This is a genomic window from Cucumibacter marinus DSM 18995 (assembly GCF_000429865.1).
Taxonomy (GTDB): domain Bacteria; phylum Pseudomonadota; class Alphaproteobacteria; order Rhizobiales; family Devosiaceae; genus Cucumibacter; species Cucumibacter marinus.
The window spans coordinates 192,010-218,308 of the sequence record NZ_KE386977.1; the positions used below are offsets into that span (position 1 = coordinate 192,010).

23 protein-coding genes are annotated in these 26,299 nt (G+C 63.1%); 10 read left to right on the forward strand and 13 right to left on the reverse strand.

What is annotated here, in order from left to right; genetic code table 11:
* Positions 1-306 precede the first annotated feature (306 nt).
* The 10 genes from G489_RS0111750 to G489_RS0111795 form a co-directional block, all read right to left on the reverse strand.
* On the reverse strand, positions 307-1,338 hold the full coding sequence (locus tag G489_RS0111750; RefSeq protein ID WP_029041693.1) for a trans-3-hydroxy-L-proline dehydratase: 1,032 nt from the start codon (positions 1,336-1,338) through the stop codon (positions 307-309).
* Positions 1,339-1,346: 8 nt separating this feature from the next.
* Positions 1,347-2,450, reverse strand: a complete 1,104-nt coding sequence (locus G489_RS0111755; protein ID WP_029041694.1) for a cis-3-hydroxy-L-proline dehydratase — start codon at positions 2,448-2,450, stop codon at positions 1,347-1,349.
* 17 nt (positions 2,451-2,467) lie between these two features.
* Complete coding sequence (locus G489_RS0111760; protein ID WP_029041695.1) at positions 2,468-3,469, reverse strand: 4-hydroxyproline epimerase; 1,002 nt, start codon at positions 3,467-3,469, stop codon at positions 2,468-2,470.
* Positions 3,470-3,483: 14 nt separating this feature from the next.
* Positions 3,484-4,743 carry an NAD(P)/FAD-dependent oxidoreductase gene (locus tag G489_RS0111765; protein ID WP_029041696.1) on the reverse strand — a complete coding sequence of 420 codons (1,260 nt, stop codon included), beginning with the start codon at positions 4,741-4,743 and terminating at the stop codon, positions 3,484-3,486.
* Positions 4,744-4,750: 7 nt separating this feature from the next.
* The gene (locus tag G489_RS0111770) at positions 4,751-6,181 is read right to left on the reverse strand and encodes an aldehyde dehydrogenase family protein (protein ID WP_029041697.1); all 1,431 of its coding nucleotides are present in this window, start codon (positions 6,179-6,181) and stop codon (positions 4,751-4,753) included.
* Positions 6,181-7,086, reverse strand: a complete 906-nt coding sequence (locus G489_RS0111775; protein WP_029041698.1) for a dihydrodipicolinate synthase family protein — start codon at positions 7,084-7,086, stop codon at positions 6,181-6,183. The genes G489_RS0111770 and G489_RS0111775 overlap by 1 nt, the downstream gene beginning before the upstream one ends.
* A 22-nt stretch (positions 7,087-7,108) precedes the next feature.
* Positions 7,109-7,831 (reverse strand): amino acid ABC transporter ATP-binding protein, encoded by a 723-nt coding sequence (locus tag G489_RS0111780; RefSeq protein WP_029041699.1) that lies wholly within the window; start codon positions 7,829-7,831, stop codon positions 7,109-7,111.
* Entirely contained in the window at positions 7,828-8,478 is a 651-nt protein-coding gene (locus G489_RS0111785) for an amino acid ABC transporter permease (RefSeq protein ID WP_029041700.1), read from the reverse strand. Before G489_RS0111785 ends, G489_RS0111780 begins: the two co-directional genes overlap by 4 nt.
* Before the next feature lie 12 nt (positions 8,479-8,490).
* Positions 8,491-9,156 (reverse strand): amino acid ABC transporter permease, encoded by a 666-nt coding sequence (locus G489_RS0111790; protein WP_029041701.1) that lies wholly within the window; start codon positions 9,154-9,156, stop codon positions 8,491-8,493.
* A gap of 71 nt (positions 9,157-9,227) precedes the next feature.
* On the reverse strand, positions 9,228-10,052 hold the full coding sequence (locus G489_RS0111795) for an ABC transporter substrate-binding protein (protein ID WP_035872535.1): 825 nt from the start codon (positions 10,050-10,052) through the stop codon (positions 9,228-9,230).
* A gap of 368 nt (positions 10,053-10,420) precedes the next feature.
* Here G489_RS0111795 and G489_RS0111800 point away from each other — a divergent pair, with 368 nt between their 5' ends.
* Positions 10,421-11,080, forward strand: a complete 660-nt coding sequence (locus G489_RS0111800) for a GntR family transcriptional regulator (RefSeq protein WP_029041703.1) — start codon at positions 10,421-10,423, stop codon at positions 11,078-11,080.
* 12 nt (positions 11,081-11,092) lie between these two features.
* Here G489_RS0111800 and G489_RS0111805 read toward each other — a convergent pair whose 3' ends face one another.
* Positions 11,093-11,974 carry a helix-turn-helix domain-containing protein gene (locus G489_RS0111805; protein ID WP_029041704.1) on the reverse strand — a complete coding sequence of 294 codons (882 nt, stop codon included), beginning with the start codon at positions 11,972-11,974 and terminating at the stop codon, positions 11,093-11,095.
* Positions 11,975-12,080: 106 nt separating this feature from the next.
* On the opposite strand from G489_RS0111805, the gene pobA reads away from it, so the two are divergent.
* Positions 12,081-13,253: a 4-hydroxybenzoate 3-monooxygenase gene (pobA, locus tag G489_RS0111810; RefSeq protein WP_029041705.1), complete on the forward strand. Its 1,173-nt coding sequence runs from the start codon at positions 12,081-12,083 to the stop codon at positions 13,251-13,253.
* Positions 13,254-13,266: 13 nt separating this feature from the next.
* Here the strand turns inward: pobA and G489_RS21910 are convergent, their stop codons facing one another.
* Together G489_RS21910 and G489_RS0111820 are read right to left on the reverse strand one after the other, a co-directional pair.
* The gene (locus G489_RS21910) at positions 13,267-15,369 is read right to left on the reverse strand and encodes a caspase family protein (protein ID WP_051332575.1); all 2,103 of its coding nucleotides are present in this window, start codon (positions 15,367-15,369) and stop codon (positions 13,267-13,269) included.
* Between the two features lie 100 nt (positions 15,370-15,469).
* Positions 15,470-15,946, reverse strand: coding sequence for a GyrI-like domain-containing protein (locus tag G489_RS0111820; RefSeq protein WP_029041706.1), 477 nt, complete (start codon positions 15,944-15,946; stop codon positions 15,470-15,472).
* Between the two features lie 524 nt (positions 15,947-16,470).
* On the opposite strand from G489_RS0111820, the gene uraH reads away from it, so the two are divergent.
* Genes uraH through G489_RS0111860 form a run of 8 tightly spaced genes read left to right on the forward strand, consistent with a single transcriptional unit; the run spans position 16,471 to position 26,223 of the window.
* Complete coding sequence (gene uraH / locus G489_RS0111825; protein WP_029041707.1) at positions 16,471-16,842, forward strand: hydroxyisourate hydrolase; 372 nt, start codon at positions 16,471-16,473, stop codon at positions 16,840-16,842.
* Complete coding sequence (xdhA, locus tag G489_RS0111830) at positions 16,842-18,302, forward strand: xanthine dehydrogenase small subunit (RefSeq protein ID WP_029041708.1); 1,461 nt, start codon at positions 16,842-16,844, stop codon at positions 18,300-18,302. The genes uraH and xdhA overlap by 1 nt, the downstream gene beginning before the upstream one ends.
* Positions 18,299-20,638, forward strand: a complete 2,340-nt coding sequence (gene xdhB / locus G489_RS0111835; RefSeq protein ID WP_029041709.1) for a xanthine dehydrogenase molybdopterin binding subunit — start codon at positions 18,299-18,301, stop codon at positions 20,636-20,638. The genes xdhA and xdhB overlap by 4 nt, the downstream gene beginning before the upstream one ends.
* On the forward strand, positions 20,635-21,483 hold the full coding sequence (xdhC, locus tag G489_RS0111840; protein ID WP_029041710.1) for a xanthine dehydrogenase accessory protein XdhC: 849 nt from the start codon (positions 20,635-20,637) through the stop codon (positions 21,481-21,483). Before xdhB ends, xdhC begins: the two co-directional genes overlap by 4 nt.
* Positions 21,480-23,060 (forward strand): ABC transporter ATP-binding protein, encoded by a 1,581-nt coding sequence (locus tag G489_RS0111845; protein ID WP_245578896.1) that lies wholly within the window; start codon positions 21,480-21,482, stop codon positions 23,058-23,060. Before xdhC ends, G489_RS0111845 begins: the two co-directional genes overlap by 4 nt.
* Positions 23,044-24,168 (forward strand): ABC transporter permease, encoded by a 1,125-nt coding sequence (locus G489_RS20325; protein ID WP_035872536.1) that lies wholly within the window; start codon positions 23,044-23,046, stop codon positions 24,166-24,168. Before G489_RS0111845 ends, G489_RS20325 begins: the two co-directional genes overlap by 17 nt.
* A gap of 2 nt (positions 24,169-24,170) precedes the next feature.
* A complete protein-coding gene (locus G489_RS0111855) occupies positions 24,171-25,094 on the forward strand; it encodes an ABC transporter permease (protein ID WP_210162608.1) in 924 nt (307 codons plus the stop codon).
* A gap of 46 nt (positions 25,095-25,140) precedes the next feature.
* Positions 25,141-26,223 carry a BMP family ABC transporter substrate-binding protein gene (locus tag G489_RS0111860; RefSeq protein ID WP_035872681.1) on the forward strand — a complete coding sequence of 361 codons (1,083 nt, stop codon included), beginning with the start codon at positions 25,141-25,143 and terminating at the stop codon, positions 26,221-26,223.
* The last annotated feature ends 76 nt before the right edge of the window (positions 26,224-26,299 follow it).

The following is a 26,299-nucleotide window of genomic DNA, read 5'->3' on the forward strand; positions in this document are numbered from 1 at the left end:
GCTGCAATTTAAAGAAAATTTGAAATGCAGTGTGTCACTGCTCTGGCCGAGCGTGCCGGAATTTCGTCACAATTTCCACAGGCTGTGACGAAATAACCACACAGGATTCAAGCGTTTCCCGGGGATTGAGCGTTTAAGGCGCGAATGTGGCAAAGTCGTTTGGCGCCGGCGGGTAGGCGGGGACCCCGCGCCAGAAGTTAAGCGCGGGATTGCCAGAGGTAACCCCCTGGACGTTTTTCTTGCGCTTCTCTTAGATGAATTCTTGGAATTCCCGAGTAAAAAGAGGCTATTCCGGGCCCGTCGCGGTCAAGCGAGGTTCGGCCACGTATCGGCGATCCGATAGCCGCCGGGCCAGGGGTCATCCGGATCGAGAAGCAAGGTTGAACGCCCGGTAATCCACGCCCGTCCCGAGATTTGCGGTACGATGGCGGGCTTGCCGCCGAGGGCAGTCAGCCCCGCGATCCGGCAGTCGAACCGAGATCCGATGATCGACAGCCCCGCAAAGGCCTCGCCCTCGGCCAGTTCGCCCTTTGCGTGCAGCACCGCCATGCGCGCCGAGCAGCCGGTGCCTGTCGGCGAGCGGTCGAGCTTGCCAGGCCGGATGGCAACGGTGTTGCGACCGGTCTTGACCCCGTCGATTTCTTCGATGGGCAGGGTGAACTGGCAAAAGGAGATATGGTCCCATTCCGGATTTTCGGGATGGGTGAAGCCAAGCTGTTCATTCGCCGCGCGGGTGATTTTCACGCCCGTCTCGGCCAGCTCGCGCGCCTCATCAGGCGAAAGCGCAAAGCCCAGTGTCCGGGCGTCCGTGAGGACAAAACTGTCCCCGCCATACGCCGTATCGACGGCCAGTGTGCCGAGGCCTTCCACCTCGAGATTGGCGTCGAGCCGGTCGGCAAAGCTCGGCACATTGGTGACCGTGATCCGCTCGGCCTTGCCGTGCCGGCAGTCGGCCAGAACCTCGATCAGCCCGCCCGGCGCTTCAAGTGTCATCCGGGTCTGCGGTTCGGACATCGGGACGATGCCGGTATCGAGCAACACCGTTGAAACACATATGGAATTCGAGCCCGACATGGGCGGCGTGTCCGCCGGTTCCATGATGATGAACCCCATCTGCGCGCGCGGGTCTTTCGGCGGCACCAACAGGTTCACATGCCGGAATACCCCGCCGCGCGGTTCGTTGAGGACAAGGTTTCGAAGGGTCTCGTCCTCGGCGATGAAGCTGCGTTGCGCCCACACCGTGTCTCCGGGAGGCGGCGCGACGCCACCAATGATCACATCGCCCACTTCACCTTCGGCATGGCATTGCACGATCTCGATATTGACGCTCGAACGCATGATCGGCCTCAGGCAAAAGTGAGAACAGGGTCGCCCAGCGCAGCCATATCCGGCGTGACGCCAAGACCGGGGCCGGTGGGGGCCTTCATGGCCCCGTTTTCCCGTTTCGGCGCGCCGCTCGCAATGTCCCGGGTGACATAGGAATTGAAGTCGGTCGCCGAGAACACGAACTCGCTTGGGGTCGATTGCGCCAGATGCGCGATAGTGGCGGTCACGATATCCCCGCCCCAGGTGTCTTCAATGGTCATCGGAATGCCGGCATTGACGCAGACATCACGCATTGTCCGGGCCTTGGTCAGCCCGCCGACCTTGGAGATCTTGAGGTTGATCACGTCCATCGCGTCTTCGGCGAGCCCGCGCACCAGCATGTCGAGCCCGTCGATATTCTCGTCCATCACGAAGGGCCGCGCGGTGCGCCGCCGGATCGAAAGGCATTCTTCATAAGTCATGCAGGGCTGCTCGATATAGACGTCGAGATTACCGACCGCATCGACCACCCGCGCCGCCTCATGCCGCGTCCAGCCGGTATTGGCATCGGCAACCAGAATGTCGCTTGGCTCGAGAATGTCACGGCAGGCGCGGATACGGGCGATATCGTCATCCGCATCCCCGCCCACCTTGAGCTGGAACTTGGTGTAGCCCTCGGCCTTGTAGCCGGCGATCTTTTTCGCCATCGCCTCCGGGTCTTCCTGGGAGATCGCGCGATAGAGCTTCACGTCCGGCTGCGCCAGTCCGCCCAAGAGCTTATGGACCGGCATCCCCGCCGCCTTGCCCAACAGGTCCCAGCACGCAATATCGATCGGTGCCTTCACATAGGGGTGCCCGCGCAAGGCGGCATCCATGGCCCGATTGATGGCACCCAGATCGGTGGGATCCATGCCGATGAGGTGAGGGGCGATCTCCTCGAGCCCTGCGCGAACGCCCCGCGCATAGGCCGGCAAATAGGCCGAACCAAGCGGGCAGCATTCGGCCACGCCCTGCAAGCCCTTGTCGGTGTCGATGATCACCACTGTTGAATCAAAGACTTCGACAAAATTGCCGTTCGACCAGGAATATCGGCCTTCCTTCAGCGGAAGATCGACCTGATAGACAGTAATGCCTGTGATTTTCATCTGGCGTTCCTCCCGCCTCAAATTACGACAAAGCCATGCGCGAACGGGTCGCGGTCATCGATCAGAATGGTGTTGTAGCCGGTCACCCGCGCCCAGCCGGCAACCGAGGGGATAATGGCGGGGGTGTCGCCCACCGTGGTCTCAGCCTCGACCCGGCCTTCGAACAGCGACCCGATAATGCTTTCGTGCACGAACGGATCGCCGGGTTTGAGATCGCCGCGCGCCGCCAGATGCGCCATACGGGCCGAGGTGCCGGTGCCGCAAGGCGAGCGATCGATCGCCTTGTCGCCATAATAGACGGCGTTGCGGGCATGGGCGCCGGCTTGTGTCGGTGCGCCGGTCCACTGGATATGGCTGATCCCCTTGATCTCCGGGTGCTCGGGGTGGGCCACCGTATACTTTTCGTTGAGCGCCGTCCGCAGCTTGCGCGCCATCCCGATCAGCTCGCCCGCGGTGAAGTCGGCCATGTCGCGATAGCCGGCCTGCGGCTCGACAATGGCATAGAAATTCCCGCCATAGGCGACATCGACCGTGACCTCTCCCAGTTCCGGGATTTCGGCGGTGAGCCCGCGCGCCGCAACGAATGAGGGCACATTGGTCAGTTTGACTTTTTCGACGAACCGGTCGCGTTGCTCATATTCGACCACAACCAGCCCTGCCGGCGTGTCGAGCCGCACCGTGCCGGGCACCCTGGGGCGGATGAGCCCGTTCTCGATGCCGATGGTGATCGCGCCGATGGTTCCATGTCCGCACATGGGCAGGCAGCCCGATGTCTCGATGAACAGGATTGCGATATCGCAATCTTCCCGCGTCGGCGGATAGAAGATGGCGCCGCTCATCATGTCGTGTCCGCGCGGCTCGAACATCAGTCCGGTGCGGATCCAGTCATAGTCGGCCAGAAAATGGGCGCGCAGCTCCAGCATAGTCGCGCCGTCGAGCAACGGTCCGCCGCCGGCAACGACCCGAACCGGATTGCCGCAAGTGTGTCCATCGATACAGGTGAAGGTACTGACAGCCATGATCCGCAAAACTCCTAGAACCGGTCTGCGCGGAAAGGGTTGATATCGATTTCGAGCGCGCCCCCGGTGATGAGCCCGGCGATGAGCTCCGCCGTGCCACTCGACTGGGTGAGGCCGAGATGACCGTGCCCGAACCCATAGACCACGCGGCGCGACGCATTTGATCGAGAAATCACGGGTAGCGTGTCGGGCAGGGAAGGGCGAAAGCCCATCCATTGCCGGCCGCCCTCGGTCACCAGCCCCGGCATATAACGCTGCGCCTGCTTCAGCATGGCGTTGGCCCGGCGGAAATCCGGCTTGCGCTTGAGCCCGCCCAGTTCCACCGCGCCGCCGATCCGCACGCCATCATCAAGCGGGCTGATGACAAACCCGTGCCCGACCGGGATCAGCATCGTCCTGAGGTCAAAAGCGGTTTTGGGCAGGGTGGTGTTGTATCCGCGCTCGGTCTCGAGCGGGATCGTGTCGCCAAGCGCCGTCGCCAGCGGCTTCGACCACGCGCCGCAGGCAATAACGGCGTGCTCGGCCGTGAGCGCTCGCCCGTCGGACAAGGTGAGCGTCACGCGATGATCGTCGGCATCGATCCCTTCGACCGCACCGGTTTCCAGTACGCCGCCCTTTTTCACAAACGCCTCGCCGAGCGCCAGCGCGTAATCAAGCGGATCGGAAATCGTCGCCCAGTCCCGGGTGAAGGTCGCCGCGACGACGTTTTCGCCGAGCCCGGGCTGGTATTTGGCGACCTCCGCCGGGTTGTCGAGATGCTGGCCGCGATACCCGTATTTTTCCTTTTCGAGCCAGGCCTTCTTGCCGCGCTCGAAAAGTGCCTTGCTTTCATAGGCTTCGAGTTGGCCCGACCAGCGCAACATGCGCTTGGTTCCGGTGTTTGCCATCAAGTCGGCCAGTGTTTCCCGGCTGAGCGCCATCAGGTTGGCTTGTGCGCGGGTCCCGGCTTCGAACTTCGAGCGGCTGGCCGAAAGAAAGAAGCGCCACAGCCACGGCGCGATTTTGAGTGAATAAGAGGGCGGTACCGACAGGGGGCCGAGCGGGTCGAACAGCCATTTCGGCGCCTGCAGGATGATGCCTGGCGAGGCGAGGGGTTCGATATCGGCGAAGGCGAAGGCCGCCGCATTGCCTGAGGAGGCTTCCGCGGCGACGCCTTTGCGGTCGATGATTGTCACCCCGCGCCCGCGTTTGAGTAGCGCGAGCCCCGCCGTGATCCCGATAATGCCGGCCCCGACGATGACAACATCATGAGGGCTTTTCGCATCGCGCGTCATAAGCGTCCTAAGGCTGGGTGTAGGCGGTCTTGACCACGGTATAGAACTCGGCGGCGTAACGCCCCTGTTCGCGCGAGCCGAAACTCGAGGCCTTGGTGCCGCCGAACGGCACGTGATAGTCGACCCCCGCAGTTGGCAGATTGACCATCACCATGCCGGCCTGTGCGTGGGCGCGAAAATGGCTCGCATGCTTGAGCGAAGTCGTGGCGATCCCCGCCGACAGGCCGAACTCGGTATCGTTGGCAACACTGAGCGCTTCCTCGTAGTCGCGCACCCGGATAACCGAGGCAACGGGCCCGAAAACCTCTTCGCGGTTGATCCGCATATGGTTGGTGGTTTCGGTCACCAGCGCCGGGCTGAGATAATGGCCCGGCGTCTGCCGGTTGAGCCGCTGCCCGCCACTCACCGCCCCGCCTTCGCGGGCAGCGATGTCGATATAGTCGAGGTCCTTGTTGAGCTGCGCCTCGTTGATCACCGGTCCCATCTGGGTCGCTTCATCGAGCGCATCGCCGACAACAAGCGCGGATGCCTTCTCGGCGAGCGCGGCAACGAAACGGTCATGAATGCCCTCGGTCACGATCAGCCGCGAACTCGCGGTACAGCGCTGCCCGGTCGAAAAGAATGCCCCATTGAGGGCTGCGCCCACGGCCACATCGAGATCGGCATCGTCGAGCACGACAAAGGGGTTCTTCCCACCCATCTCGAGCTGCAGTTTCTTGAGCGATCTCCCGCATTCCGCAGCGATCAGGCGCCCCGTCGCCACCGACCCGGTGAACGAGATTGCCTTGACGTCGTCATGCGCCACCAGCGCCGCACCCACATCGGGCCCGGTGCCGATCACCATGTTGAAAACGCCTTCGGGCAGGCCGGAGCGGGCAATGATTTCGGCAAGAGCATGGGCAGACGCCGGCACGATCTCGCTCGGCTTGAGGATCACCGCATTGCCGCAGGCGAGCGCCGGCGCGGTTTTCCAGGCCGGGATCGCGATGGGGAAGTTCCATGGCGTGATCAGACCGACGATCCCGACAGGGCTGCGGGTCACCTCGATTTCGACACCCGGGCGCACCGAGGCCAGCCGGTCGCCGGTCTGGCGCAGGGCCTCGCCGGCAAAGAACTTGAAGATCTGACCGGCCCGCGCTGCTTCGCCGATCCCCTCGGCCAGCGTTTTGCCTTCCTCACGCGACAACAGCCGCCCCAGCTCGGCCTTGCGGGCGAGAATCTCGGTGCCGATGAAATCGAGAACGTCAAAACGCTGTTGCGGGGTCGAATTGGCCCAACCCGGCGCGGCAGCTTTCGCTGCCGCCACCGCGTCGTTCACATCCTCTGCCGTTCCGAGCGCCGCCTCGCCGACAATGTCGCCGGTGTTCGAGGGGTTGATATCGGCAATCGCCTCATCGGCCCCGCGCCACTCACCGGCGATCCAGTTCCTGAAATCCATCAGGCAGCACCCTTGAGCGCCTTGAGGTCGGGACGGTTGGCAATCGCATCACGCACGACTTTTTCGACCCGCGCGCGGTGTTCGCCCGCCAGCGGCAGCCGCGGCCCGCGGACCCGGTCGTTGGATTTGAGTTCGATTGCCTCGGCCAGTTTGATCTGCTGAACGAGATAGGTCGAAACATCGAGATCGAGCACCGGGCGGAACCACCGATAGATGTCGAGGGCGTCTTCGAACCGGCCGTCCTGCACCGCTTCATAGATCGCTACCGTCTCGCGTGGGAAGGCGACGACCAGCCCCGCGACCCAGCCGACGGCGCCCATCATCAGCGCTTCGAGGCCGAGATTGTCGACCCCGGTGAAGATGTCGAACCGGTCGCCGCATTCATTGACCATCTCGGTCGTGCGTCGAATGTCGTCCGAGCTTTCCTTGATCGCCACGATCCGCTTCTCGTCGGCCATCTCGTTCATCATCGCCGGGGTCACATCGACCCGGTATCCGATCCGGTTCGAATAGATCATCACCGGCAGATCGGCGGCCTCGGTGATCGCACGGATATTGGCGATGGTTTCGCGCTCATCGGTGAAATAGATCGGGGAGGGGACGACCATCAGCCCGTCCGCGCCTGCACCGGCGGCCTTTTTCGCCAGTTCGCAGGCTTCTCGCGTTCCGGCTTCGGAGATCGTCAGCAACGCCGGCTTGTTGCCGGTCGCGCCCTTGACGAGCTTCAGCACGTCGAGCCGTTCCTCGGGCGAAAGCATATTGCCTTCCCCCAGCGTGCCGCAGGCGATCAGCCCGTGGCAGCCCGCCTCCATCTGGTAGGCGAAGCACCGTTCCATCTCGGCGTGATCAAGGCTGCCATCTTCTTTGAACTTGGTCGTGACGGCGGGGAATACACCTTGCCACATCGTAAAACTTCCTTTCTGCCGCTCAGCGGACATTGGCCAAAAATTTCTTTGTGTTGTCGGAATGGGGCGCGTCGAAAATCTGTTCGGGTGGCCCGATCTCTTCCATCTTGCCCTGGTTGAAGAACGCCACGCGGTCCGAAACCTCGCGGGCGAACTGCATCTCATGGGTGACCACGATCATGGTCATGCCTTCCTCAGCAAGCAACCGCATGGTGTCGAGAACTTCGCCGACGAGCTGCGGGTCGAGCGCCGAGGTGACCTCGTCGAACAGCATGTAGCGCGGGGACATGGCGAGCGCCCGGGCGATGGCCATGCGTTGCTGCTGCCCGCCCGATAGCTTGCCCGGATAGGTGGTCAACTTGTCGCCGAGCCCCACATGTTTGAGCTGCTTGACCGCGATGTCCTCGGCCTCGGACCTGGATTTCTTGAGCACCTTGCGCAACGCTAGGGTGACATTTTCAAGCACGGTGAGGTGCGGAAACGCGTTCCATTGCTGGAAGACGATGCCGATATTGCGCCGCAAGGCATTGAGGTCGGTGCCCTTGGCATGCACTTCTGTGCCATCGATGAGGATGCGCCCGCCCTGGATCGGTTCGAGCCCGTTAATGCACATCAGCAAGGTCGACTTGCCCGAACCCGAGCCGCCGATGATCGACAGCACTTCGCCGGTGTTCACCGTCAGGCTGACATCGTCGAGCACCTTGAGCGAGCCAAAGGATTTGTGAACGTGTTCGATCTCGATCATAGGTCCTGCCACTTCTTTTCGAGATGCCGGCCGAGCCGCGAAATCGGGAAACTCATCAAAAAGTAGATGAGGCCGGCGATGCTCAGCACGAAGAGGGGTTCCTGGATGCGGGTCACGATGATCTGCGAAGAGCGCAGCAATTCGATGATCCCCAGCCAGGTGATGAGGGCGGTGTCTTTCATCACACCGAGGGTGAGCCCGATCCAGCTCGGCAGCATGACCCTGAGCGCCAGCGGAAACACGATTTCGCGCATATCCTGGCCCCAGGTCATGCCGAGCGAGCGGGCCGCCCGGCGGGTTGTCACCGGCACCGCGTCGATGCCACCGCGCACGATCTCCGAGCAATAGGAGGACGTGTAGAGCGCCAGCACCACACAGCTCACCACGAAGGCCGACATTTGCAGGCCCGCGATCGCCTGGAAGGCATTGGCGAGAATGAGCTGGATCAGCAGCGGCACCGAGCGGAAGATGTCGAGCACGAACGCCAACGGCCAACCGACCCAGCGTGGAGCCGTGGCACGGATCGTGCCGAACACGACACCCATCAGCGTGCCGCCGGCCATCGCCCAGAACGTAACCAGCAGCGTCACCCCGGCGCCCTTGAGCAGAAAGATGATGTCGTTGAATGACAAGGCTGTTTCAAACATCGCTCACCCCCCTCAATACTTGAACAGGCGCCAGGCGATGCCTCGCGCGCCGAGAGTGACGATCTTCGCGATGATGTAATAGAGCACAGCCGCGATGGCGAAATATTCAAAGGTCCTGAAGGTGCGGACATTGAGTTCCTGCGTGACACCCGTCAGATCGGTATTGAGCCCCACAATCACCCCGAGCGAGGTCATCAGGATCGCCCAGACCATCTGGTTGGTCATCGGGTGGAACACGGCCCGGAACATTTGCGGCATCACGATCAGCCGGAATGCATCGAATGCCCCAAAGCCGAGCGAACGTGCCGCGCGCACCTGGGTCCGGGGCACCGCGCGCAACCCGCCGCGGAAGGTCTCGGCAAGGTAACCCGCATTGTTGAAGGTGATGCCGGCGAGCAGCGCCACAAAACTGTCGAGATGGATGCCGAGCTGGCCGAGCCCGAAATAGGCCATGTAAATCTGAAAAAGCGCCGGCGTGTTGCGTGCGACTTCGACCCAGGCCGAGGCGATGCCGCGAAACACCCTGAAACGCGAACCCTGCATCACCGCCAGCACCACCCCGATGGCGATGCCGATGATCATCGAGAGGACGGCGATCTGCAGGGTAACGACCGCGCCTTCGAGCATTTGCGGCAGCGCGTTGAGCGCCGGCCGCCAATGAAAAGTGTAATTGAACATTGCCGCCTCTGTCCCTGTGTTGAGGCCGGACGGGGCGCTGGCGCCCCGCCCGTCAGTTCAGCGGTACCGGCTTAGTAGTAGACGCCGGGTACGGTGAGGTTCGGCAATTCGCCTTCGCCGATCCACTTGCGGTAGAGCTCTTCATAGCGCCCGGTGCGGATCTGCTGGTTGACGAACAGATTGAGGTAGTTGAGCAGGCCGTATTCGTTGCGCAGCGTGATCAGCCCCACATAGTCGACGAGATAGGGGGCATCGCCACCAACCTTGAGCCCGTCATAGGCCCCCGATTTGACGGTTGCCGAAGCCACGGTCGAAGTCACGACGGTCGCGTCGATCTGGCCCTGGGCAAGGGCGAGGAACACATCGGCCTGGCTCTGGTAGGAGCGGAAGGACCCGTCGGGGTCGTTCCATTCGTTCACGCTGGCCTCGAGCGCGATGCCTTCGAACACGCCGGCAACCGAGCCGACCTTGTGGCCCTTGAGGCTCTCATAGCTGTCGATGCCGGTGCCTTCGCGGGTCAGCACCACATTGGTGAAGGCGAAATAGGGGATCGAGAAGCCCACGGTCTTGGCCCGCTCGAGCGTGTCCGATGTCGAGGCGACACCCACATCCACACGGCCCGAAACCAGCGCCGGGATACGGTCGGGGAAGGGGGTCTCGACGATTTCCGCCTCAACACCCAGCACACCGGCAAGGTCGTTACAAACATCGACATCGTAGCCGATCGGCTCGTTGTTCTCGTCCCGCGAGCCCATGGGCGGGAAGTCGAGCACAACCGCACAACGCAGTTTGCCCGAGGCGATGATGTCGTCGAGTTTGTCGGCGAAGGCGGGGGTGGTGAGCGGTGCTGCCATCACGGCAAAAGCCAGCCCGGCGAGCGCAAGTTTTCTGATCATGGATAGTCCTCCCTGTAGACCGGTCCGGCGGCCGTACACCGGCGCGCCTTCTGGAACCGCGTCAGATCGTCCGTTCCGGGATGACTCCTGGCTCGGCCGCATTAGGCCGGCACTTCGCGATCACCACCGGTTGGCCGTAGCGGCCCGGCAGGCACGCCTCGCGAAGGGGTGTAGCGGATGAAGCCCTGTCGAACCGCCCCGGAAACTCCGCTGGCGGCGATCGACCGTCCGTTGGAGCACAAGGACCATAATCAGTATTGTATCCAATATGCAATATAAAATATGCTTGCGGTGAAATCGGCTAATCTCACCGCCTGCCCTTGTGGGTTGGCGGGGGATTGACTAGGCATTCAGCGCCGGAGGCATGCGTGAAACTACGGGCCGTTGACATCTCCAAGACCGCGTCCGCGTCCTCGATCGTTTTCGAGGCGCTGCGCAAGGCGATCATCGAAGGTGAACTCAAGGACGGCGAACCGCTGCGCCAGGACGAGATCGCCCAGATTTTTAACACCAGCCGCATACCGGTGCGCGAGGCGATCACCCGGCTGGAGCAGCAAGGCCTCGTCACCCAGCAGCGTTACAAGGGGGCCGTGGTCGCGGCCATGGAGCCCGATGATGTCGGGGAAATCTTCGATTTCCGCGCGCTGGTCGAGGGCGAGGTGATCGCGCAGGCCGTGCCCAAAATGCGTCCGGAAACCCTCAAAAAGGCCCGGAAATACTGCGAGAGCTTCTCTGAATCCGACGACCCGATGGATTGGGGGACGCTTAACCGCGACTTCCACTTCACGCTGTATCGCGATTCAAGTCTCGAGTTTCATCTCTCCATTGTCTCGAATACGCTCGACCGGATCGACCGCTATCTGCGCGCCCAACTCGTCCTGTCCAACGGCATGCCGCGGGCCAATACCGAGCATTTCGCGATTCTCGAAGCCTGCGAGGCAGGCGACGCGCAAAAGGCCGCCGAACTGACCCGGGCCCATATCCTGGGCGCCAAGTCGAGCCTGATCGAACATCTGAAGTCCGACTGACGGCGGGTGGTCTCAGCCTCGCGCACTGTCCCTGAACCGGCCCGGTGCCTCACCGGTTGCGCGGGCGAAGACCCGCGAGAAATAAGCCGGATCGTCATAGCCGAGGACGATTGCGATCTGTTTGACGGTGAGCGGTGAAAACATCAGGTAGCGCTTGGCCTCCAGCATCACCCGCCGCTCGATGGCCTCGCGCGCCGACATGCCCAGCACCTGCCGGCACACCCGGTTTAGATGCGCCGCAGTGATTCCGAGCGCGCTGGCATAATCGCCGACCGGCAGATGCTCGCGATAATCCTGGTCGATTTTTTGCAGGAAACCGAGCGTATGGCGCATAGCCGGATCGCGGGGCAGTGTCGGCGCCAGCTTCTCAGCCTGTACCGCACGGTGCAGCGTGACCATCAGCAACAGGATGCGCGCCCGCATCGCTGCGGCATGGCCGGGGCTTTGCCACCGGCTTTCCGCGATCAACGCCTCGATTTCCGTGCTCACCGCCGTCAGCGCCCGTCCGCGCTCGGTCAACACGAAGGCGCCGCGCAATGCCGCGCTGATCTCGGGTTCATCCGCCAGGGCATCACGCACATCGCGTTCGAACAGGGTAACGACGACACCCTCGACATCCGGCGAGAACGAAAAGCCGTGCACGATCGGGGCGGGGACGACGATCACGGCCGGCGGATAGACAAGCCTTGATTGTCCATCAAGGGTGACTTCTGCCTCTCCCCCGGAGAGCATCAACACTTGAAATAGCTGGTCATGCCGGTGCGGAGCGATCCGGTAATCGTAGAGCCGTGAGCGCGACAGCAGAGTCTCCCAATGCAGCCAGCCCGGCGCAGCATCGAGCTCGTTCTCCCCGTAAAGCGCAAAGATCGGAATCGTGGTGGCGGTGCTCTCCATGTTCGGATTGTCCAATCTATTGCCAGCCATGTCCATTGGCGGATGACGCTGTGGTCGCCATGATCGCTTCGTCACTGGAGACGTTGGGAAAGGCGAAGTCACCGTCATGCGGACACAGATCGCCATCATCGGTGCCGGCCCGGCAGGCCTCCTGCTCGGTCATTTGCTCCACCGGGCCGGCATCGACACCATCATCATCGAACGTCAGAGCGCGGACTACGTGCTCGGGCGTATTCGCGCCGGCGTCATCGAACAGGAAGCAGCCGAACTGCTCGACGCATCCGGGCTCGGCAAGCGCATGCATGCCGAAGGCCTGGTCCATCACGGCATCGAACTGGCCTTTGACGGGGATACCTACCGCGTCGACTTCAAAAAGCTCATCGGCAAGCATGTCGTGGTCTATGGCCAGACCGAGGTGACCCGCGACCTGATGGAGGCCCGGGAGGGTTTTGGGGGTCAGTCTGTCTACAGCGCCGCTAATGTGGCCATCCACGATATCGACGGCGCCAGCCCTTCCATCACCTATGAGAAGGATGGCGTCACCCACACCGTCGAGTGCGACTACATCGCCGGCTGCGACGGCTATCACGGCGTGTCGCGCAAATCCGTTTCCAAATCCGCTATCACCGAGTTCGAGCGAGTCTACCCCTTCGGGTGGCTGGGGCTACTGGTCGATCAGCCGCCCGTGACCGAAGAGATCCACTACGCCCATCACGAGCGCGGCTTTGCCCTGTGCTCCCTGCGCTCGCCCAGCCGGGCCCGCTATTATGTGCAGGTCGAAAACGGTGAAAAGGTCGAAGACTGGTCCGATGAACGCTTCTGGGACGAGCTGCGCGCCAGGCTCGATCCCGAAATCGCCGGGAACCTCAAGACCGGCCCTTCGCTCGAAAAGTCCATTGCGCCCTTGCGCAGTTTCGTCGCCGAGCCCTTGCGCTTCGGCCGGCTGTTCCTGGCCGGTGACGCGGCCCATATCGTGCCGCCCACCGGTGCCAAGGGACTGAACCTCGCCATCGGCGACGTCAAGCTCCTGTCAGAGGCGATGATCGAGCACTATGCCGACAAATCCGAGGCAAGCCTCGGGGTCTATTCCGAAAAGGCGCTCGAGCGGATCTGGAAGGCAGAACGCTTCTCCTGGTGGATGACCTCGTTCCTGCATACCTTCCCCGAAACCGGTCCCTTTGGCCGACGCATCCAGCGCGCGGATTTCGAATATCTGATCGGCTCGACCGCCGCCCAGCAATCACTGGCCGAGAACTATGTCGGTCTGCCCTTCGCCTGATCGCACCGGTCAATCAATCGGTCGCCGCAACATCGTCTTCGAACAGTTCGGGGAAATAGGCCTTGGCTCGATAGCAGGCGTCATCGCGCTCGCTCTGCTCTGCCGTCTCGTCCTTGCAGGTCCTGACATAGGCATTGGTCGATGAGCCTTCGCGCAGTGTCGCAAACATCTCGAGCGGTAGACCGGCGGCAAGCATGTTTTCAGGATGGTCGGTGCCGGCCTCCCGTATTCCGAGCATGGTCATCCCGTATTCGGGGGAATAGGCAAGCACGCCGAGATCGTCGTCGCTGCCAAGGTCACCCATGGGCAACTCGGCCACCAACGCGCCGGAACGATCGAACTGGGCCAGCCAGACATCCTGATCGCCGGTGGAGCCGTCGCGTGCCATGATCCGTCCGCCGACCATGGCTCCCCCATCTGGCAGCGCAGCGACTTTGGTCGCCCATTCGAGGTCGAGCAGATCATGGGTGACACTGGCGATGAGTTCACCCTGCGGGCTGACGCGAGCGACCCAGAAATCGACATTGCCGGGATCGTCCGATTGCGCCCCGGCGATCACGAGATCGCCATTGGCGGCCACAGCCATGCTTTCGGCACCATGGCTCGATCCTTCCGGTGAGATCTGGCGATTGCCCAAGAACTGGCCGTCATGGTCATAGCTTGCGAGCCATGTTGTCCAATTGCCGACCTCCTCGTCGGACTTGGAGTAGGTCACAAAAACGCGGTCGGCGCTAACCGCCATGTCGGCCAGTCGCACTGTTGGGCCGCCGTCGACGCCCTGAGCCCAGATCGACCTGCCGGCACCATCGAAGCGGAAGACCGACATATAGGCGCTTGATTTGTCCAAAAGGTCGCTGGCGGCGAGCGCAGTAAAGAAGAAACCGCCACCCGCTGCGGGTTGAATGACAGCCTTGGCTTCCCGATCGCCGGTCGCGGCCATTTCCCACTGGATAATAGGATTGCCGTCCCCATCGACAACCCATATCCAGAACGACCGAATGAAGGTCTCACCATCATTACTGGGCTCTTCAGATCCCAGGAGATAGAACCCGCCTTCCTCTCGCTTAATGGCGGAAATGCCGTCGCTGTGGCCTTCATCGGCCGCGAATGTCCGGCTCCATTGCAAGTTACCCTTCGGGTCGAGCTGCCCGATCCAGGCCTTTCGGTTTCCTTTCTCGGGCCCTTCGGTCCCGCTGAGAATGAACCCACCCTCGGGCAGCGCGGTAGCACTACTCACTTGCAGGGCGGTGCCTTCAAGCGTCTTGTCGAAAGGCTCGAACCGGGGTTCGGGCACCCGTTGACCGGGCAGAGCCGGCGGGTCGGCGAGGTTGATAATCGGTTCCGGCGCCTCCGGCAGCAGATAGACATCGCTGCGCAGGGACGACTGCACCCAGGGGATCTGCTGGCCGCCAGTGGCTTCCTCGACATCGACCAGCACCCGGCGGAAGACCTGTTCGATCACAAGCCCGGGCTCCTGCATCGCCTCGGCGAGCGCGATGGCATAGGGCGAATTGACCCCGGTGCCGTCGGCGGCGGTCTGTCCGGGCGCCGCGGCAAAGGCGATAATCGCCCCGCCTTCGGCGCGGGCCGGCGCCAGCCCGCGGCTTGCAGAACGCGTGGTGCCAGCGAGCGGATTGTTCCGGCAGGCATCGAGGATCAGGATATTGGTGGCATTCCCCGCATCCTGCATTTGCCGCAGAATGCTGGCGAGGGTTATCGCCTCGAACTCGAGATCGGATTCCACTTCGATCTGCGCTTCGAGGGGAATGAGGTAGTTTTCGCCGCGCGACTGGACGCCGTGCCCGGCATAATAGAACAGCCCCATCGCGGCCTCGCCGGCGCCGCGCAGCCGCGAACCGAACTCCTGCACCGCCCGGCTCATGCCGCGACGGTCGGCATCGATGGCCTCCACCACCTCGAAACCCAGTTTTTCAAGCGTCTCGCGCATCAGCCGGGCGTCGTTGCGCGTGTTGCGCAGGGCCGTCATCGAGCTGTAATTGCCATTGCCGATGATCAGCGCCAGGCGCGCCTCGGCGCGCGCAGGCGCGATACCCACAATAACGCTCAACAGCGCCGCGATCAGAACCGTCGGCCAGATGATGGTGCGGTGGGTCAAGCTGCGTCTCCTCCCCCTGCACGACAAGATTAGCGCCTGCCTGGTGGCCGATCAATGTTGGCTGGGGAACTGGACCTGTGGGAGAGGGGAGTGAAGGCGGTCATTCCGCCGCGCGGGCGACATAGATTTCGGTGACGGCATCGCTGTCCTCCTGCCGGTCATGCCCGCTGACATAAACCTCCCAGGCCACGCCGCCGCTTTCGAAGCCGCGCTCGGCGGTTTCCTTCTGCAGCCCGGCATAGGCGTCAGGCATCTGATCATAGGGGCCGACAACCACCGCCCTGAGCGCCGGACCGCCCGGCGCATAGTCGGCCTGCATCTCGCCGCCGCTCTTGGCATGGTCGGCAGCTGTGACCGGGAACGCTGCCGCAAAGGTGATTTCCGCCACGCTCCAGTTCTTGAAGATGGTCAGGGGCGGGCCCGCCGCCTCGATCCGGCGTTCATCCATCAACGCCCGCAGATCCTCGAATGCGCGCTCTATGGACCGGGCCACAACACTCGGCACCAGCGCGCACTGGTTGACCACCGTGACAATGGGATAGGGACGGGTTTCAACCTCCTCGATATCAATCCGCAATCTCTGCCCGTCCTCCGGTTATGCTGCGTTGATTGGGCGCATTCCGGTAAACAAGGCGGTCCCCGGGCGTCCGTATCGTTTTGGATTGAAGGGCACCGGGGTGCGTCATGCCTTGATTCAGGTCAATCAAGGCATTTGCGTTTACCCCCGTAAAACAATCCCGACACCCTTCTGTCCGCATGGAGGCACGCCCCGCCAAAGGGCAAGGAAAGGTCCCGCGCGGGGTGACAGCGGGGGCTGAGGGGCATGCCCCGCCAAGAACCAGGAAAAGGTCCCGCAAGACGGGCAGGCGTGTGACAGCGGGGCAAAGAACCAAAACCCTGGGGCATGCCCCGCCAAAGGGCAAGGAAAGGTCCCGCGCGGGGTGACAGCGGGGGCTGAGGGGCATGCCCCGCGCGGGCAGCCGCATTGAGCGACCGATTCATTGTCGTTCCGCGCGGCTTTTTTGTCCATCCGGTAAAAATTGCGCTTCACAGGGACGTTTGCATTGCCCATTGTGTCATCCGGCAACGCACAGAGGGAGGATGAGCGTGGTCGATAAAACCCGCCCCGGCCGGCTGACGACACATGTGCTCGACACCATGAACGGGCATCCCGCATCCGGCATGCGGATCGATCTCAAAAGGCTCACGCCGGAGCCCGGCGAAACCGTCACCTTTGTCACCAATCATGACGGGCGGGTGGACACCCCGCTGCTCGAAGGCGCGGCATTTTCCGCCGGCTCCTATGAACTCACCTTCCATGTCGGCAGCTATTTCGCGGGCCATGAAGCCAGCGGAGCCGGGACTTTTCTCGATCTGGTGCCGGTGCGCTTCGTGATCGCGGATGAGGGCGCGCATTACCATGTGCCCTTGCTGGTCTCGCCCTTTGCCTATTCAACCTATCGGGGGAGCTGATGGCGAGCGGTGACACGATCCGGTTCCTTCTCAATGGCGAAACCGTCGAGCACCGTCCCGGTGCCGCGCATGAGACCCTGCTCGATTTCTTGCGCCTCAATCGCCGCCTGACCGGCACCAAGGAGGGCTGTGCCGAAGGCGATTGCGGCGCCTGCACCGTGCTGATCGGCCGGCTCAGCCGCGGCGAACTGGTTTATGAAACCGTCAACGCCTGCATCCGTTTTCTGGCGTCGGTTCACGGTTGCCATGTGGTGACCATCGAACATCTGCGCGGCGCCGATGGCGGCCCGCACCCGGTGCAACAGGCCATGGTCGCCCATCATGGCGCGCAATGCGGCTTTTGCACCCCGGGCATCGTCATGTCGCTCTATGGCTTGCTGATGCAGAACCCCGCACCCACCGACATCGATATCGACCGGGCCCTGCAGGGCAATCTGTGCCGCTGCACCGGCTACGCCCCCATCGCCCGCGCCGCCAAGGCCGCCGGTGCCGAAATGACAAAGGACGATCCGCTGGCATCAGAGCGCGCCGCGGTGACCGAGGCCCTGGCGGGGATGCAGACGGACGAAACGCTGTCGGTCGAGACACCGGAAGGCACGATCCATATTCCCGCAAATGCCGACGGGCTTGCCGACATCCTCGCCGACAACCCGGACGCCACCATCGTCGCCGGGGCGACAGATGTTGGGCTGTGGGTCACCAAGTTCATGCGCGATATCTCTCCGGTCGTATTCATCGGCCATCTCGACGATCTCAAGATGATCGAGGAAACCGGCGACGCCATCACATTCGGGGCAGGGGTCTCGTACACCGATGCCGCCCCGGTTCTGGCCCGGCGTATTCCGGCGTTGACCGAACTCTGGGACCGGATCGGCGGCACGCAGATCCGCAATATGGGCACCATTGGCGGCAACATCGCCAACGGGTCACCGATCGGCGACACGCCGCCGCCCTTCATCGCGCTCGGGGCCGAACTGACGCTTCGAAAGGGTGGCGACCGCCGCACCATTCCGCTCGAAAGCTTCTTCATCGACTATGGCAAGCAGGATCGGTCGCCCGGCGAGTTCGTCGAGAGCATCACCGTTCCGGTGCCGGCAGAGGGCACACATCTGGCGGCTTACAAGATCTCCAAGCGCTTCGATGAGGATATCTCTGCCCTGCTCGGCGCCTTCGCGCTCGCCCTTGCCGGCGACGGGACGGTCGAGGATATCCGCATCGCTTTTGGCGGCATGGCCGCGACCCCGAAGCGCGCCAGTTCGGTCGAGGATGCCTTGCGCGGCAAGCCCTGGACCGAGGCCTCCGTGATGGCTGCGCTATCGGCCTTTGAAACCGACTTCACCCCGATCTCGGATATGCGCGCCTCCGCCGACTATCGCATGCGCAGCGCCAAAAACCTCTTGCGGCGTCTTTGGCACGAGACCGAAGGCACGCCGGTCCGCATCGACAGGGGCGTGGCATGACCATCGAGAAGCGGCGCATCGCCGGTTCACCCGAATGGCAGGCCCGCATCAGCCCGCATGACTCCGCGCTCAAGCACGTTTCGGGCCTGGCCGAATACACCGACGATATCGTCAGCCCCGAGGGTACGCTTCACGCCTATCTTGGCCTCGCCGAACGCGCCCATGCGCGGATCACCGCGATGGATCTCGACGCGGTGCGTGCAGCGTCCGGTGTCGTCGGCGTCCTGACCGCCAGCGACATTCCTGGCGCCAATGATGTCTCCTCGACCGGTGCTCATGACGAGCCGGTGTTTGCCGAAACCGAAGTGCTGTTCCACGGCATGCCGGTCTTCGCCGTCATCGCCACGACCCGGGACGCGGCCCGCCGCGCTGCCCGCCTGGCCAGGATCGAATATGAAGACCTCCCCGCCGACCTTACGGTTGAGGCTGCCAGGGCTTCTGGCGGCGATCTCGTCACCGAACCGCTGACTCTCGAACGCGGCAAGGTCGAAGCGGCGCTCGCCTCGGCCCCGCGCCGTCTCTCAGGCTCCATGCAGATCGGCGGGCAGGACCATTTCTACCTTGAAGGCCAGATTTCGCTCGCCATCCCCGGTGAAGACGACGATGTCACGGTCTTCGCCTCCACCCAGCATCCAAGCGAAATCCAGCACATTGTCGGCCATGTGCTGGGCGTGCCCTCCAACGCCGTCACCGTGAATGTGCGGCGCATGGGCGGCGGCTTCGGCGGCAAGGAGACGCAGGGCAATCTCTTTGCCGCCGTAGCCGCTGTTGCGGCCAAGCGCTTCAACCGCGCCGTCAAGATCAGGCCGGACCGCGATGACGACATGATCGCGACGGGCAAGCGCCATGATTTCCGCGCCGACTATGAGGTCGGGTTCGATGATCAGGGCCGTATCCATGCGCTCGATGCGGTCTTTGCCGCGCGTTGCGGCTTTGCGGCCGACCTCTCGGGCCCGGTCACCGACCGCGCGCTGTTTCACGCCGACAATTGCTACTTTCTGCCCGCTGTCCGGCTGAAATCCGAGCCCTTGCGGACCCACACTGTCTCCAACACCGCCTTTCGCGGTTTCGGCGGCCCGCAGGGCATGATCGGCGGCGAACGGGTGATCGAGGAGATCGCTTATGCGCTCGGTCTCGATCCGCTCGAGGTGCGAAAACGCAACCTTTACGGCGGGGAAGGGCGGAACCTCACGCCTTACCACCAGACCGTCACCGACAATATCGCGCTTAGGATCATCGAGGAGCTGGAAGAGACCGCCGACTATCAGGCGCGCCGCAAGGCCGTGCTTGATTTCAATACCAAAAGTCCGGTCCTCAAGCGCGGCATCGCCCTGACCCCAGTCAAATTCGGCATCTCCTTCACCGCTACCTGGTTCAATCAGGCGGGCGCGTTGCTGCATATCTACCGGGACGGGTCGATCCACCTCAATCATGGTGGCACCGAGATGGGGCAGGGGCTCAATATCAAGGTTGCCCAGGTCGTCGCGGCGGAGTTCGGCGTGCCGCTCGACACCATCAAGATCACTGCCACCTCGACAGGCAAGGTGCCCAACACCTCGGCCACGGCTGCGTCGTCGGGCTCCGATCTCAACGGCATGGCCGCAGCCAATGCCGCCGACCAGATCAAGGACCGGCTGATCGACTTCGCAATCGAAACCTATGATGTCCCCAGGGACCAGATCGCCTTCGAGGAAGGCGAGGTCCGGGTCGGCAATCAGCGCTTCGTGTTCGCGGATTTCGTCGAACAGGCCTATCAGGCCCGGATCCAGCTTTCCGCCGCCGGCTTCTACAAGACCCCGGACATCTCCTGGGACCGCAAGGCCGGCAAGGGCAGCCCGTTCTATTATTTCGCCTATGGTGCCGCGGTCTCCGAGGTCGAAATCGACACCCTGACCGGCGAGTATGTCGTCAGGCGCGTTGATATCCTCCATGATGTCGGCTCCTCGCTCAATCCGGCCATCGACCTCGGCCAGGTCGAAGGCGGCTTCATTCAGGGCATGGGCTGGCTGACCACCGAAGAGCTGGTCTGGGACGACAAGGGTAGGCTGAGAACCCACGCGCCTTCGACCTACAAGATCCCCGTCTCCTCGGACCGCCCCAGGGAGTTCAACGTCACCCTCGCGGAATGGTCGAAGAACACCCGGCCCACCATCCGCCGGTCCAAGGCCGTGGGCGAGCCGCCTTTCATGCTGGCCATCTCGGTCCTCGAAGCACTGTCCATGGCTGTGGCTTCGGTGGCGGACTACAGCATTTGCCCGCGCCTTGACGCCCCGGCCACGCCTGAGCGCATCCTGATGGCGGTCGAACGGCTTCAGGCGGAGCAGGCCTTGAAATGACAGCCACCCCGCGCGAGATCGAGACGATATTGTCGGAAGACCCCGGCGCCATCCTCATCGAGATCACCCGGGCCGACGGCTCCACCCCGCGCGAAGTCGGCGCCTTCATGCTGGTCTCCGAAAACCGTGTCTGTGGCACGATCGGTGGCGGGCAGCTCGAATATCTCGCCATCGACGAGGCGCGCCGCCTGATCCGCAACGGCGATCCGGCCGCGGACCTGACCATCCCCTTGGGACCCGACATCGGCCAGTGCTGCGGTGGGCGCGTGACCTTGGGGCTGCGTCGCATGGATGCGCGGCGCGCCGGAGATCTCAAGGCCCGGGCCATGCGCATCGAAGCGGAATATCCCTCTGTTCTGATCTTTGGGGCAGGGCATACCGGCCGGGCACTGGCTGAAGCGCTGGTTCCTCTGCCGCTCAAGACCTGCCTGATCGACACACGCCGCGCCGAACTCGAAAGCGCCACCAGACAGATCCGCCGTGTCGAGACCCCGATTCCCGAAGCCTCGGTGCGCGAGGCGCCTTCGGGCAGCGCCTTTGTCGTCATGACCCATGATCACGCGCTCGATTTCCTGATTACCGCTGAAGCGCTCAATCGCGGCGATGCCGCCTATGTCGGCATGATCGGTTCGGCAACCAAGCGGGCCAAATTCGCCAGCTGGTACCGCGAGGAAGGTTTCGATCCGTCGCACCTTCCCGCGCTGGTCTGCCCGATCGGAGGCAATATGGTCAGGGACAAGCGTCCACCGATAATTGCGGCTTTGGTTGCCGCCGAGCTTGTCGCCGCCCTTGCGGGCGTTAATCTGGCAGCTGACAACGCTCACCGTCTGGGGGATACGGATTGAACGAGCCAATCACGTCAGATGCCGCTCCACCGCGCCTCGAGCTTCAGGGGATCACCAAGCAGTTTCCCGGCGTGCTCGCCAATGACCGGGTCACCTTTGCTGTCAAACCCGGCGAAATTCACGCCCTGCTGGGCGAGAATGGTGCCGGCAAATCGACCCTCGTCAAGATGATCTACGGCATCATGGCGCCAGATTCCGGCGCCATGCGGTTCGACGGCGAGGTGATGGAAAACACCAGTCCCCGTGCCGCCCGACGCCGCGGTATCGGCATGGTTTTCCAGCATTTTTCGCTGTTCGAGGCGCTCTCGGTGCTCGAGAATATCGCGCTCGGCCTCGACGAAAAACTCTCGCATCAGCGGCTTGAGGCGCGCATCCGCGAGGTGCTCGATCAATACGGGCTGACGCTCGATCCGCACCGCATCGTCTCGACCTTGTCGGTGGGCGAGCGCCAGCGCATCGAGATCGTGCGGGCGCTGCTGCTCAATCCACGGCTCCTGATCATGGACGAGCCGACCTCGGTGCTCACACCGCAAGAGGTCGAGGCGCTGTTCGAAGTGTTGCGCCAGCTCGCTGCCGAAGGCTGTTCGATTCTCTACATTTCCCACAAGCTTGATGAGATCAAAGCGCTTTGCCAGACCGCCACCATCCTGCGCGGCGGGCAGGTCGTTGGCGAATGCGATCCGCGTCAGGAAACCAAGCGCTCCATGGCCGAGAAGATGATCGGCGCAGGCCTGCGCGACGTCGACAAGGACCGCAATCGCTCCTTCGGCGAACCGCGTCTGGTGGTGAAAGGCCTCTCGACACGCGCAGAGGACGAATTCGGGGTGGCAATCACCGATATTGGCTTCACCGTCCGCGCCGGCGAATTCTTCGGTGTTGCGGGGGTGGCCGGCAATGGCCAGAACGCGCTCGTGGAAGCCCTTTCCGGTGAGGTCGCCGGCACCAGCGCCGAAGCGATCATGCTCAACGGTGAGCCGATTGGCCTCCTCTCGCCCAGTGCCCGCCGCCGGGCCGGACTGTGTACCGTTCCCGAGGAACGCAATGGCCATGCAGCGATCAGCGATTTCACTTTGTCCGACAACACGGTCCTCACGGCCCGCGACCGCATGCACCTGGCCGGGGGCGGATTGCTGCGGCCCGCCGCCGCCCGCGACTACGCGGCCCGGGTAATCGGCGAGTTCTCGGTCAAGGCGCTGGGTCCCGGCGCAGTCGCGGGGGCCCTTTCGGGCGGTAATCTGCAGAAGTTCATCATGGGCCGCGAGATCTTGCAGCGGCCCGACGTTCTGGTCGTCTCCCAGCCCACCTGGGGGGTCGATGCGGGTGCCGCCGCCGCCATCCATCGGGCCCTGGTGGAGCTCGCTGCGGCCGGTTCGGCCGTGGTGCTGATTTCTCAGGATCTCGATGAACTGCTGGCGCTCAGCGATACGCTCGCCGTGATCAATCTCGGCCGGTTGTCGGATCCGCGGCCGGTTTCAGAATTCTCGATCGAGGAGATCGGGCTGTTGATGGGCGGGGTGCATGGCGACCCCGAGGCGACCCGTGAGATGACGGAGGTGCTCCATGCTCATCAAGCTTGAGAAGCGCCCCACACCCAGCCGGCGGATGCTCTACATCACGCCGGTTCTCGCGGTGATCGTCACCATGGCGCTGGGCGCCATCATTTTCTCTCTCATCGGGTTCGACGGCCTGCGCGCCGTCCGCGAGATCTTTCTGACCCCGCTCCTCAATCCGCTCAAATGGCAGGATCTGGCGGTCAAGGCTTCGCCGCTGATCATCATCGCGGTGGGCCTGTCGATCGGCTATCGCGGCAATGTCTGGAACATCGGCGCCGAGGGGCAATATGTTCTCGGGGGACTGGCCGCAACCGGCGTCGCGCTTTGGACCCATCAGATGTCGGGGCCCTGGATCCTGCCATTGATGGGCCTTGCGGGCATCCTCGGCGGCATGGCCTGGGCGGTGATCCCGGCCTTTTTGCGCACCCGCTACAAGGTCAACGAGATCCTGACCACGCTGATGCTGACCTATGTGTCGGTCTATCTGCTCAACTTTCTCGTCTTCGGCCCATGGAAAAGTCCGACCTCCTTCGGTCAGCCGCAGACAGTGCGCTTCTCCGCCGATCAGAGCCTGCCCGATATCATCCCCGGCACCATCGTCCATGGCGGCACACTGGTGGCGGTCGTGGTCGCGGTGCTGGCCTGGTTCGTGATGAGCCGGACAATCTTCGGCTATCAGGTCAAGACCGTCGGCACGGCGCCCGCCGCTGCACGCTATGGCGGCTTCTCGGGCAATCGCACCATCTGGCTGGTGCTGATGACCAGTGCGGGCCTTGCCGGTCTCGCCGGCATGCTGGAGGTTTCGGGGCCCTATGGCCGCATGGTTCCGCAGTTCCCGGTCAATTACGGTTTCACTGCCATCATCGTTGCCTTCCTCGGGCGGCTGCATCCCATCGGCATCGTGTTTGCAGGGCTGGTTCTTTCGATCGTGGTCGTCGGCGGTGAAGTGGCCCAGACCACCATCGGCCTGCCCTTTCCGGCGGTCGGCATCTTCCAGTCGATGATGCTGTTCTTCCTGCTCGCCTCCGATGTGCTGGTGCGCTATCGCGTCCGCAGGGTCAACACCAGTCCGCCGGCGGCACCTGCTCCCGCGCGCACCGAGGCAGCGCCCGACGCGGGAGCGGCCTCATGAGCATCGAACTCACCATCGCCATCATCATCACCCTGGTCGGGGCATCGACCCCGATCCTGTTCGCTGCCCTTGGTGAACTGGTGGTCGAAAAATCGGGCGTTCTCAATCTCGGGGTCGAAGGCATGATGCTGACCGGCGCCGTGGTCGGCTTTGCGGTCACCTTCGAGACCGGCAGCCCCTGGCTCGGGGTTGTCGCCGCTGCCTTCGCCGGGGCTGCGGCCTCGATGATCTTTGCCGTCGTCACCCTCACCCTGTCCGCCAACCAGGTGGCCACGGGCCTGGCGCTGACAATTTTCGGCACCGGGTTCTCGGCCCTGTTCGGCAAGGCGTATACCGGCAAGCCGCTGGCCTTGTTCCGTTCGGTGTTTCCCCCTGAACTCGCCACCCACCCCTACCTCAAGGTGATCTTCGGCTATTCGCCGCTGGTCTATTTTTCCTTCATCATGGTGGTCGCGGTCTGGTGGTTATTGCGGCGGACGCGCCCCGGTTTGATCCTGCGCGCCGTGGGTGAGAACGATCTTTCCGCTCATTCCATTGGCTATCCGGTAATCGCCGTCCGTTATGCGGCTGTGGCATTCGGTGGCGCCATGGCCGGCATTGGCGGCGCCTGTTTCCCGCTGGTCCTCACCCCGCAATGGGTCGAGGGTCTGACCGCGGGGCGCGGCTGGATCGCACTGGCGCTGGTCGTTTTCGCCGCCTGGCGGCCCTATCGCCTTCTGGCCGGCGCCTATCTGTTCGGGCTAGTCGGCACCATGGAGCTTTATGCCAAGGCGGCGGGCGGCCCCTTCCGGATTTTGCCGTCCGAACTCTGGGCGTCCATGCCCTATCTCGCTACAATATTGGTGCTCGTGCTGATCTCGATCCGCCGTAACTCGAATACGAGTGCGCCGGCCTGTCTCGGCAAGCCCTTTGTCCCCACCAGCTAACCCGTTCACAGGAGACTTCGTCATGACCCTCAAGAACACAAGACCCATGATTTCCCGCCGCGGTGCCCTCAAGCTCGGCGCCGGCGCCGCCGCTCTGCCACTGCTTGGCAGCCGCGCCTTTGCCCAGAAGGAAAAGGTCAAGGTCGGCTTCGTGCTGATCGGCACGCCCGACGACAATGGCTGGAATTACGGCCATGATCAGGGCCGCCTCTACATGCTCGACGAGCTGGGGGCAGACCGTGTGGAGACCACCGTGGTCACCAATGTCGAGGAAGGCCCGGACGCCGAACGTGTCTTCCGCGAACTCGCCCAGCAGGGTCACGACATCATCTACGGCACCAGCTTCGGCTTCGGCGAATACATGATGAACGTTGCCCCGCAATTCCCGGACATCAAGTTCGAATGGGCAACCGGCTATACCACCCTGCCTAACATGTCGATCTACAACGCCAAGTTCCACGAGGGACGGACGGTCATCGGTACCATTGCCGGCATGATGTCCGAGACCGGCATCGGCGCCTATATCGGCTCCATTCCCGTGCCCGAAGTGTTCATGGGCGCCAATGCCTTCCATCTTGCCGCCCGCAAGCAGAACCCGGACTTCATCACCAAGGTGGTCTATGTGGATTCCTGGTTCGATCCGGCCAAGGAAGCCGACGCGGCCCGGGCGCTGATCGACCAGGGTGTCGACATCATCACCCAGCACACCGATGGCCCGGCAGCCCTGCAGGTGGCAGAGGAACGCGGCATCATCGGCGGCTTCGGCCAGGGTGCGGATATGAGCGCCTTCGCCCCCAATGCTCATCTGAGCGCGATCATCGACCATTGGGGTCCGTACTATACCAAGTCTGTCAAGAGCGTGCTCGACGGTACCTGGGAAGAGTCGAGCTTCTGGGGTGGTATCGCTGATGGCGAAGTCATCATCGGCGACTATAACGAAAAGATCCCGGCCGATGTGGTGGCCGAGGCCGAGCGTGTCCGCAAGGGCATCATCGACGGTTCGATCCACCCCTATGCCGGCCCGATTGTAGACACCAATGGCAATGTCCAGGCCGAGGAAGGCGACATTATCGATGATGGCGAGTTCTGGGCCCAGGAAGCCTGGTACGCCGAAGGCATCGAGGCCTGACCTGACGGTCACACCGTGATTGAGGGGGCGGGCCGCACCGGCGGACCCGCCCTTCTCATGCCAACCGGGCAACGGG